Source organism: Sphingobium sp. R-21 (assembly GCF_049913335.1).
Taxonomy (GTDB): Bacteria; Pseudomonadota; Alphaproteobacteria; order Sphingomonadales; family Sphingomonadaceae; genus Sphingobium.
The window spans coordinates 172551-182145 of record NZ_CP184376.1 but is presented as its reverse complement, the minus strand read 5'-3'; the positions used below and the strand labels follow the sequence as shown (position 1 = coordinate 182145).

Genomic DNA, 9595 nt, shown 5'->3' with positions numbered 1-9595 from the left:
CGCCGGACCTGTCGCGCTTCCGGTCACGCCGACAGCACCGACCGGGGTGCGGCGTTCCGCACCAGCATCGGCGCGACCAGCGCGCCGATGGCGCCGACCAGACAGGCGGCCACGATCAGGAAAGCAGGCCGGTAATCGAGCATGATCACATAGGCGTAACCGACGGCGGGCGCGGCCAGGAACAGGGCCGGCAATTTGATCGCATAACTATATCCCATCGCCTTGCCGACGCCCTGGGCACCGAAAATCTGCGCCATGGCGACGCCGTGAAGCGTGGTGAGTGGCGTGGACGCAGCGCCCAGGGCTGCCGACAGAAAGGGAAAGCTGCCGTTGGGCGCTACCGCCAGCCCGGCCCAGCACAAGCATTGGACGACGCCGGATATGGCCAGCGCACGCGGTGCGCCGATCTTGTCGGCCAGCCAGCCAAATAACGGGATGCCGGCAAAGCCCGCGCCGGAATAGACGGACAGGATGATGGCGGACGCTCCGGCGCTCATCCCGCGCGACTCGGCAAAGGGGATCGCATGCACGGTGTAGGCGGTTCCAGTCCCGGCGATGATAGCGATGCCCAGCGAGATCAACCAGAAGTCCATCCGGCCGAGGATGGCCGCTGTCGGCACGGACTTCGCCGCCGGACCGATTGCATGATCGCCGCTGTTCCGCGCTGCGGGAAGGCGCAGCGCGAGGGGCAGGACCGGGAGAGGCGGGACGGCGAGCAGAAGATAGGTCGTTTCGCGCCCGAAGACGGGTAGCATGGTGGCCACTAGCCATGGTCCGAAGAACAGGACGATCGGCAGATTGACGATCCCAAGAACCTTCCCCGCCCGGCCGGGGAAGAGGTTTGCCGCGATGGCTACCGGTCCGAGGATCGCGGCCATCGCCGCGCCGAAGCCGAGCAGGGACCACATCGCCAGCGCCACCGGAAAACTGGACGTGAGGGCCAGCCCCACGAGCGCGCTGGCGGTGGCGCCCAGGCCCAGGGCGATCGAAACGCGCGGCGTGAGCTTTCGTACCAGCCCTCCCATCAGCAGCGCGGACAGGCCCACTGTCGTCGCGACGGCGCTCATTCCTAGCGATACGGTGCTGCGCGCGACGCCGAACGCCAACTCGTTGCTGACGAGCAGGGCGCCGAAGGACCCGAAAGTGAGGCCCAGCGTGAAATTGTTCGCCAGCATGCAGACGATGACCGTCATGCGATTGGCTTTGTCGCCCGGGGCGGTCGCCATATGTCTCTCCCGAAGGGTCGTGTTCGTTGCGGCTAGTGTCCCACGCATGCCGGCCGGTGCTAAGCCTCCTTCGCGCGGGGATATGTCCTGCGCGGCAAATGGAGATGTCCATTCGTGCGGTTTTGCCGCGCGGGGGTACGACCGTTTAAAAAAGTTGAACGGTGGCTGCAAAAGATGAACTTTATGAACCCTTTCGAACGCGCGATGGCTAAGCCTCTCAAAGAGGAAGGAGGATCGTCATGGGCACGGTTGCTGAAATTATTCCCAATGCCGCGAATGCGTGGCGCCTTGGAGCGCCCGAGGTGGAAGGCTGGGTCCGCGACGTGCGTCCGGGTCCCAACAAGCATTTCATCGTCTCGGTCGACACGCATATGTCCCCGCCGGTAAAGCTGTTCCACGAAAGGATGGATCGCAAGTTCCACGATTTCCTCCCCAGGATCGAAGTGCGGAAAAATGGGGAACGCTACATCGTCATGCCCGGCGCGCGGCCGGACAGGCTGGTGAATTTCGATTTCGACGGCGATGATCTGGTGCGGTCCAAATCGGGTGCGGACCTGCTGGCCAAGGACCAGGACGGCACCGTCGTCGGCGGACTGGCCCGAATCGCCGATCAGGATCGTGACGGCGTGGATGCGGAAGTCATTTTTCCCAATGGCGCCGCGCTGCTGATGTGGTCGAGCCGCAACAATGAAGTGGTCGATGCGCAGGCCAGGGCCTGGAACGACTGGGCGATGGAGCAATGTGCGCCTTTTCTACACCGCTGCAGTCCCACCGCGGCGATCTGCACGGCCGACGTCGACCTCGCCGTGGCGGAGATCGAGCGCGTGGCCAAGCTTGGCTATCGGATTCTCGCGCTGCCCAACAAGCCGATCTTCGGTGAGCATGACGTCAACGACATCAACTACAACCTGCCGGTTTTCGACCGGATGTGGGCCGCGATCCAGGATCATGACCTGGCGATCACCTATCATGTGTCGACCGGCCGCGACCCGCGCGCGGCGAGGGGTAATGGCGGGGCGATCATCAATTATGTGTGCCACTCATTGTCGCCGACCATCGAGCCGATCGTCAACATGTGCGCATCGGGCGTGTTCGAGCGCTTCCCCCGCCTTCGCGCGGCGACGATCGAGGCTGATGCCGGCTGGGTGCCGTGGATGATGCAGAAGATGGACGAAGCCTATCTCAAGCATCACTTCTGGGTCCGTCCGAAGATGAAGAATCTGCCCAGCGACTATTATCGCAGCAACTGTTTCGCATCGTTCGGGGAGGATAAGGCCGCAGTCGCGCTGGTCGAGGAATTCGGACTCGAAAACAACTTCATGTGGGCCAATGACTATCCCCACCATGAAGGCAGCTGGCCCTATTCCGCGCAGGCGCTGTATCGCACCCTGGGCAACGGATTGCGCGAGGAGACCCGCGCCAAGCTGCTGGGGTTCAACGCCGCGCGCGCGTTCCGGTTCGACATTCCGGAGAAATATACGACCAGCAACTGATCATTCTGGGACTCGGCCGCGCTATGGGATAGCACGGCCGTTCATTCGAAGCGCAGAAGCCTTTCGGGCTGCTGCGAGAAGTCGCGCCGCATTCCGGTCAATGCGATGGCCTCGCCGATCCGTTCCGAGGCATAGCCGAAACATACGCCTTCTATGGCCTTGCGGTGATCATCCGTGACCGGCCCCTCAGGCAGGCGGAATTTGCGCGCGCCGGTCATGAAGAAGCCCTTGTGAAGGACGAGGCATTCTTCGATCGCCAGTTCCGGCAGGCCCGAGGCCGTGAGGAGCCACTTGGTGAAGCCGCCGGCGAGGGACTGGCCCGCCAAGGAGAAAGGCGAAGCGATGACATTGCCCTCCACCAGCCAGTCCTGCACGACATCGCCGTTACGGCGCAGGACGCCCCGCATCGGTCCGGTCAACGCGTCGGGGATTTCGACTTCGTAGAGCCATTCGGTTTCTCCCCGACTCGCGTGGTGCAGCGCCAGCCATGCCAGGTCGAGCATATGCGTGCAGTTTAGCCGCGCACGGCCGTTGGCGAAGAAATCAGAGGTGGATGTCGCAAGCGGCATGCCGACGATCTGCTTGAGCGGCTCGCTGGCGCCCGGGCACAGCTGCAGTGTGTAGCGGCGGAAGTCCGCTTCGACGGACGTGACCGTCCGCCCATCATGACGCAAGGTGCAGAGCATGGCATGGCACATATCCTCCAGCGCGGCTTCGACCCGATCCGGCAAACCCCGCAGGCGGAAAGCGCGCCGGGTCACGCCCGTTCCCCAGTCGGTCGCGGTGGACATGTGATCGGTTGTCTTCCGGGTCATGACCTGCCTTACAGCTTGTGGGGGATTTCCGGAAACGGCCTCGCTTCATCGATGCCAGTCCCGCGCGGTTCTGTATCATGGCCGCTGCCCCGCATCACGGGCATGGAATCGTCATGGCTTCGCCTTTCGCGTCCGCTGTTTGTGCGCGATAGCATCGCGCCATCCCAAGCCCTTGTCTGCGGACGCCCTTGGACTTGCTTCGCCATGCAGACTTGCCGCCTTGCGAACCATCGCAACGCCGATGGTGGCAAGCTGCGGGTCCGACAGGATCGACCGAGTAGCGGCGCGATCAACAATCAAATCAGAGGAGAGAGCTTTGGCGGGCAGGATTGAAGGCAAAGTTGCATTGGTTTCCGGTGGCGCCTCGGGCCTTGGCGAAGCGATCGTTCGCCGCTTCGCGCAGGAAGGCGCGATCATCTATTCCGGAGACGTGAACGCGCAGCAGGGGGGGCCGGTGGCCGCCGAAGCCGGGGCGACTTTTCTTTCGCTCGACGTCGCACGGGAAGACCATTGGCAGGCCGCAGTCGCCCGGATCGAGAATGAGCATGGACGGCTCGACATCCTCGTCAACAACGCCGGGATTCTCGGTACGGGACCGCTAGAACATATCGATGTCGCCGCGTGGGACCGTCTGTTCTCCATCAACGTCACGGGGGTGATGCTGGGGTGCAAGCACGGGTCGCTGCTCATGCAGCGCAATCCGGGCGGCGCCATCGGCTCGATCATCAATATGTCCTCGAATGCGGCGATCCTCGCCACCGCTGCCGACTGCGGCTACTCCGCGACCAAGGGCGCGGTGAAGCTGATGACCCAGTCGATCGCCGTCAACTTTGCTCGTCGCGGCCTGGCCATCCGTTGCAATTCCATCCATCCCGGCCCTATCGACACGCCCATTTTCGCGCCATGGCGGCCCGACGCGGAAAAGGCGGAGCGTCTTGAGGGCCAGTTGCTTGAAATGATTCCCATGGGCCGACTGGGGAGGCCGGAAGAGATCGCCAATATGGCGCTGTATCTGGCAAGCGACGAGTCTAGCTTCTCGACCGGCGCGCAATTCGTCGTTGATGGAGGCGGCACCAGTGCGGTGCCGGGGATGTGAGCGAAATGAGCATGAGCAAACAGATCGGCGTCGGCATCATCGGCTATGAACCGCAGCGCAGCTGGGCCGCTGTGGCGCATGTTCCCGCGTTGCGCGGGCTTCCCGAATATCGTGTCGCGGCCGTCGCGACGACACGCCCGGAATCGGCGCGGGCCGCCGCCGACGACATCGGCTTGCCGGTCGACCGCGCTTTTTCCTCGGCCGCAGAATTGGCCGCATGCGAGGACGTGGATGTCGTCGCGGTGACGGTGAAGGTGCCTCATCATTTCGACCTCGTGCGGACCGCCATCGCGGCAGGCAAGCATGTCTATTGCGAATGGCCGCTGGGAAATGGGTTAGCGCAAGCGCAGGACATGGCCGCGCTGGTGTCCGCGTCGGGCCTGCAAGCCGTAATCGGGTTACAGGCGCGATGCGCCCCGCCCTTCGCCTATCTGCGCGATCTGGTGGCCAGCGGCGAGATCGGCGAGATACTGTCCTCCAACATGTTCGGCACGGGCATCCAGTGGGGTGCCTGGGTGGACCGCCCCAACACCTATCTGCTCGACCCCGCAAATGGCGCGACGTTGCTCACCATTCCGTTCGGCCATGCGGTCGACGTGATGTGCCACTGCTTGGGCGAGTTCGATTCGTTGACAGCCACTACGGCGATCCGCCAGCCCATCCTGCGGCAGATCGAGGATGGCACCAACTGGGATAAGCGCACGCCCGACCAGATCGTCGTCACGGGGACTCTCGTCGGCGGCGCGCTGGCGACGGTCCACTATCGCGGCGGCACATCGCGCGGCGCGAACTTCGCCTGGGAAATCAACGGCACCAAGGGCGATGTCCGGCTGGAGGCGGCGGGGGGCCACGCGCAGATGTTCGAGATGTCGCTCAGCGCCGGCTTCGGTTCCGACAAACGGCTCCGGCCGCTCGAAATCCCCGCGGATTACAAATGGGTGCCCGACACCGTCAGCGGCCTGGCGCTCAATGTGGCGCAGGTCTATCGCCGCCTGTCCGACGCCCTCGCCGGCAAGGGCGGGACGGGCATGTCCTTCGACGTCGCGGTGGCCCGTCACCGCACCCTGGCGGCGATCGAAGAGGCAGCCGCCTCCGCGACGCCGATCAGGCTGAACAACTGAGGAGTCGCCGATGGCCAGGTTCAAGATGATGGTCCTGTCAAACCCGGTGGGGGAACAGGATGAAGAATTCAACCGCTGGTATGACGAGGTACATCTGGATGACGTGTTTGAAGTCCCGGGCGTCGTCGGGGCCGAGCGGTATCGGTTCCGGTCGGGCGAGGGCTGGAAATATCTCGCAATCTATGACCTGGACTGCGACGATCCAGCGCAGGTCGAGCAGGAACTGCTGGCGCGCGCGGGGACCGAGGCGATGCCGCTGAGCGAAGCGTTCGACCTGTCGCGTTTTTTCATGGGATCGGCGGAGCTGATCACGCCGTATCGCGCGGCCTGAGGGACGGAACATCCCGCCCCCGACTGACATGGGGGCGGGATGCTTTGCATGATTGCGCGGGAATATCGGCGAGATCGCCAAAGCGGTCGCCTCGCCTAAGACAAGCGCGGGGAGGGGCGTGACAGCAGCCCCATCATGATCGCCGGTCCAAGCCGCTCGTTTGCGGCAGAGGGGCGGCGCGGGCTTCCGAAAATCCCGCGCCGTGCGGCCCGCCAGCGATCGGGGTATCGTTCCGCTCCCCTTCCGTGTTGGCGACAGGTTCAATAGGACTTCGGCAAGCCCAGCACCTTTTCGCCGATGAAGCTCAGCACCACCTGGTTGTTGACCGGTGCGACCATGTTGTTCTGGGCGGCGATGTAGAAGGGCAGGATGTCCTGCGTCACATCGACACCGGCGCCGCCAAAGGTGGTCATCGCGATTTCGGCCGACATCTTGAACGCCTCGGACGACAGGATCTTCACCATGTTCGCTTCCACGCCGACATTCTGGCCACGCTCGAAAGCGTCGCAGGCCTTGTACAGCATCGTGCGGGCCGCCTCGACATAGGTCTTCGAGCGCGCCAATGGATGCTGGATCGACTGGTAGGCGCCGATGGGGGTGTCAAACGGAGCGCGGGTCTTGGCATATTCGGCGGCGCGACTGATGCAGTAGTCCGCCTGGCCGATATTCATCGCCCCGACCAGCAAGCGTTCGGAATTGAGGCTGTCGAACAGGATCTTCAATCCCTGGCCCTCGACGCCCACGAGCGCGTCGGCGGGCATGACGACATTGTCGAAATAGGTCGTATAGTTCTTCTCGGGCAGATACATGCCGATTTCCATCTGCGTGGCGCTGATGCCGGGCAGCTTGGTATCGAGAATGAACAGGGAGATGCCCTTGGTCCGATCCGCCGGATCATAAGGCTGGGTCCGCGCGACCAGCAGGCAGTTGTCCGATTCAACGAACGCCGTCTGATAGGTCTTGCCGCCGTTGAGCAGGAAGGTGCCGTCGGGCTGGCGGATGGCGGTCGTCTTGATCTTGAAGGTGTTGGTGCCCGCATCCGGCTCGGTGATGCCGAAGCTGAAGAAGGATTCGCCGGTCGCCGTCGGCGGCAGGTAACGCTGGCGCTGTTCCTCGCTCGCGTGGCGCAGCAGCGGCTCGCGCGACATGAAGTTGGTGACGGCGATGGGGAGGAGCAGGCCGTGCTGGTGGAGAAGGTCGATCGCGAGGACGATATCCGTCAGATGACCGCCCGAACCGCCATATTCCTCCGGCAGGCCCATCGACAGCAGGCCGCTTTCCGCCCACATATTCCAGAGCTTTTCGGGGAATTCGTTGCGCTTGCCGCAGTCGGCGACATAGGCGCGATCGACCCGGCGTATGATGCTGTCACAGATTTCGCGGATGGCGTCGGCATTCTCACTCATCTTCAAATCATCCATTAATGTTGGAGGGCTTCCGGCTCGCGAACACGCGCGTGCATGTGTGAAATGCATCACATCCCGTGCCGCTCTTGGCTATGCGCCCTGTGCGGGATGCAAGACAAGTTGCAGTTCAGGGCTGTTTGAACATCGCTCCGCCGCCATGCCTGACGGGGGGGGTGAGGGCCGTTCCGGCAACCGAAATGCGCTCTTTCGCACTTTTCCAAAGAGACTTTCAGAACAGGACGTTGCCGTTGATCAGCCGGTCGGCGTCGAGCGCCTGACGCACCTGACGCATCGTCCTGAGCGCGGCTGGCGAGACATGCTGCGGCAGGAAGTCGCGCTTCGCCGTGCCGATGCCATGTTCCGCCGTGAGCGCGCCGCCGAACTCTTGCAGCACGTCATAGACACACTGCTCCACCTCGCGTTCGCGTCGGCGCGTGTCCGGACCGATATGAACGCCGATGTGGATGTTGCTGTCGCCCAGATGGCCGAAAGCCACGGAGCGATATACGCCGAACGTTTCGCCCAGCGCCGCGCGCACGGCGGTTACGAACGGGTCGGCCGTGCGGATATCGACGCTGACGTCGAAGGAGATGAAGGGCCACATCTCCCGAACGAGCATTTCCGATCCTTCGCGCACGCGCCAGATGTCCTCGACCTGCCTGGCCGAGCCGGCTGGCACCGCATCGATCAGCAAGCCGTCCTCCAACGCAGGCTCGAGCAGGGCCGAGAAGGCGCTCGCGTCGCCGGCCTCATCATATCCCATGGCCTCGATCAGCACGTAGAAGGCCGCATCGGGCGCGACGATGCGGCGCGTCGGATCTTGGGAAACGATGGCGTAATAGTCCTGCCACATGACCTCGAAAGCCGACAGTTGCTGGAGAGCGCGCGCCCGGCCCAGGAGTTCGAGCACATCGGCGAAGCTGCCCAGCGACAACAGCGCCACATGCTGCGTCGTCGGCAGCGGGACTAGACGCAACACCGCCTTGCACACAATGCCGAGCGTTCCTTCAGAGCCGATGAACAAATGCTTGAGGTCGTAGCCGGTGTTGTTCTTCAGGAAATGGTTCTGAAGGTCGAGAATGGTTCCATCAGCCAAGACGACTTCGAGCCCCAGCACATTCTGTCGGGTCATGCCCCAGCGGATCACCCGGTTCCCGCCCGCGTTGGTCGCGATGGTGCCGCCCACGGTCGCGCTGCCCTTCGAACCCAGGTCTACCGGGTAGAAGAGATCATGCGCGGCGGCCGCCCGCTGCACCTCCTCGATGGGGACGCCCGCTTCCACCGTCATCGTCGCGCCGAGAGGGTCGATCTCAATGATATGGTTCATGCGTTCCAGCGACAGGACCAACTCGCTTTCGTCCGCGAGCGCGCCACCGGCCACCCCGGTGCAGCCGCCATGCACCACGATGCTCTGCCCGGCGCGGTGGCATTGTTCCAATATGCTGCTGACTTCGGCGGTAGATCGTGGCCGCAGCAGCGCGGTCGAGCGGGGAGGCACGTGCATGAAAGGATCGCAACTGCGCGCCGCGACATCCTCGCCGGTCAGTACGGCGCCAGGTCCAAGCTCGTGCAGCAGGCGCTCGACCAGGTCCGGCGACCCGGTGGTCTTCATCATGCGGTCTCGACCGGTAGGCGCCTCGTCTGGATGAGTTCTATGGCGTAGCCATCCGGATCATACACGAAGGCCAGTTCTGGCGCGCCGGGCATCATCGACTTTGGCGCCGTACCCTGGCGGCCGCCATAATCAACCAGCCGGGACCATATTTCGCTGACATCGGGCACGCCGATGGCGATATGGCCGTAGCCGCTGCCATGCGTGTAATCGTCACTCTGGTCCCAGTTATAGGTCAGTTCGATAGCGGCCGGTCCGTCACGATAGCCGGCATAGGACAGGAACAGGATGGAGAAGCGATCTGCTTCGAAGTCGTAGCGATCGAGCAGTGTCATGCCGAGCCCGTCGCAATAGAAGCGCAGCGTCGCATCGACATCGCGCACGCGCAACATGCTGTGGAGCAGGCGAGGACCGGCCGCATCTTCGCCCCATACCCAAAGCGGGTCGATCCCCTTACTGTCTGTCATTCAAAACTCCTCGTTCGCCGATGCATGA

The 9595-nt window shown here is 63.5% G+C and carries 9 protein-coding genes; 4 read left to right on the top strand and 5 right to left on the bottom strand.

Annotation, left to right across the window (positions count from 1 at the left end):
- Positions 1–23: 23 nt before the first annotated feature.
- Positions 24–1226 (bottom strand): MFS transporter, encoded by a 1203-nt coding sequence (locus ACN9MX_RS22435; RefSeq protein ID WP_426387819.1) that lies wholly within the window; start codon positions 1224–1226, stop codon positions 24–26.
- 239 nt (positions 1227–1465) lie between these two features.
- Here ACN9MX_RS22435 and ACN9MX_RS22430 point away from each other — a divergent pair, with 239 nt between their 5' ends.
- On the top strand, positions 1466–2719 hold the full coding sequence (locus ACN9MX_RS22430; protein WP_426387818.1) for an amidohydrolase family protein: 1254 nt from the start codon (positions 1466–1468) through the stop codon (positions 2717–2719).
- Between the two features lie 41 nt (positions 2720–2760).
- On the opposite strand, the gene ACN9MX_RS22425 is transcribed toward ACN9MX_RS22430, so the two are convergent.
- Positions 2761–3534, bottom strand: coding sequence for a hypothetical protein (locus ACN9MX_RS22425; protein ID WP_426387817.1), 774 nt, complete (start codon positions 3532–3534; stop codon positions 2761–2763).
- Positions 3535–3850: 316 nt separating this feature from the next.
- On the opposite strand from ACN9MX_RS22425, the gene ACN9MX_RS22420 reads away from it, so the two are divergent.
- From ACN9MX_RS22420 to ACN9MX_RS22410, 3 genes are read left to right on the top strand one after another with little or no spacing between them, the layout of a single operon-like run.
- Complete coding sequence (locus ACN9MX_RS22420; RefSeq protein WP_426387816.1) at positions 3851–4630, top strand: SDR family oxidoreductase; 780 nt, start codon at positions 3851–3853, stop codon at positions 4628–4630.
- An 11-nt stretch (positions 4631–4641) separates the two neighbouring features.
- Positions 4642–5751, top strand: coding sequence for a Gfo/Idh/MocA family protein (locus tag ACN9MX_RS22415; RefSeq protein ID WP_426387815.1), 1110 nt, complete (start codon positions 4642–4644; stop codon positions 5749–5751).
- 10 nt (positions 5752–5761) lie between these two features.
- The gene (locus tag ACN9MX_RS22410; RefSeq protein WP_426387814.1) at positions 5762–6082 is read left to right on the top strand and encodes a hypothetical protein; all 321 of its coding nucleotides are present in this window, start codon (positions 5762–5764) and stop codon (positions 6080–6082) included.
- Between the two features lie 260 nt (positions 6083–6342).
- On the opposite strand, the gene ACN9MX_RS22405 is transcribed toward ACN9MX_RS22410, so the two are convergent.
- From ACN9MX_RS22405 to ACN9MX_RS22395, 3 genes are all read right to left on the bottom strand, one after another.
- The gene (locus ACN9MX_RS22405; protein WP_426387813.1) at positions 6343–7488 is read right to left on the bottom strand and encodes an acyl-CoA dehydrogenase family protein; all 1146 of its coding nucleotides are present in this window, start codon (positions 7486–7488) and stop codon (positions 6343–6345) included.
- 229 nt (positions 7489–7717) lie between these two features.
- A complete protein-coding gene (locus ACN9MX_RS22400) occupies positions 7718–9103 on the bottom strand; it encodes an FAD-binding oxidoreductase (RefSeq protein ID WP_426387812.1) in 1386 nt (461 codons plus the stop codon).
- The gene (locus ACN9MX_RS22395) at positions 9100–9567 is read right to left on the bottom strand and encodes a VOC family protein (protein ID WP_426387811.1); all 468 of its coding nucleotides are present in this window, start codon (positions 9565–9567) and stop codon (positions 9100–9102) included. The genes ACN9MX_RS22400 and ACN9MX_RS22395 overlap by 4 nt, the downstream gene beginning before the upstream one ends.
- Positions 9568–9595 lie beyond the last annotated feature (28 nt).

Excerpts from the sequence above, each read along its gene's own strand:
- ACN9MX_RS22435 (WP_426387819.1), bottom strand. The coding sequence starts at position 1,226 with ATGGCGACCGCCCCGGGCGACAAAGCCAATCGCATGACGGTCATCGTC.
- ACN9MX_RS22430 (WP_426387818.1), top strand. The coding sequence starts at position 1,466 with ATGGGCACGGTTGCTGAAATTATTCCCAATGCCGCGAATGCGTGGCGC.
- ACN9MX_RS22425 (WP_426387817.1), bottom strand. The coding sequence starts at position 3,534 with ATGACCCGGAAGACAACCGATCACATGTCCACCGCGACCGACTGGGGA.
- ACN9MX_RS22415 (WP_426387815.1), top strand. The coding sequence starts at position 4,642 with ATGAGCAAACAGATCGGCGTCGGCATCATCGGCTATGAACCGCAGCGC.
- ACN9MX_RS22410 (WP_426387814.1), top strand. The coding sequence starts at position 5,762 with ATGGCCAGGTTCAAGATGATGGTCCTGTCAAACCCGGTGGGGGAACAG.
- ACN9MX_RS22405 (WP_426387813.1), bottom strand. The coding sequence starts at position 7,488 with ATGAGTGAGAATGCCGACGCCATCCGCGAAATCTGTGACAGCATCATA.
- ACN9MX_RS22400 (WP_426387812.1), bottom strand. The coding sequence starts at position 9,103 with ATGATGAAGACCACCGGGTCGCCGGACCTGGTCGAGCGCCTGCTGCAC.
- ACN9MX_RS22395 (WP_426387811.1), bottom strand. The coding sequence starts at position 9,567 with ATGACAGACAGTAAGGGGATCGACCCGCTTTGGGTATGGGGCGAAGAT.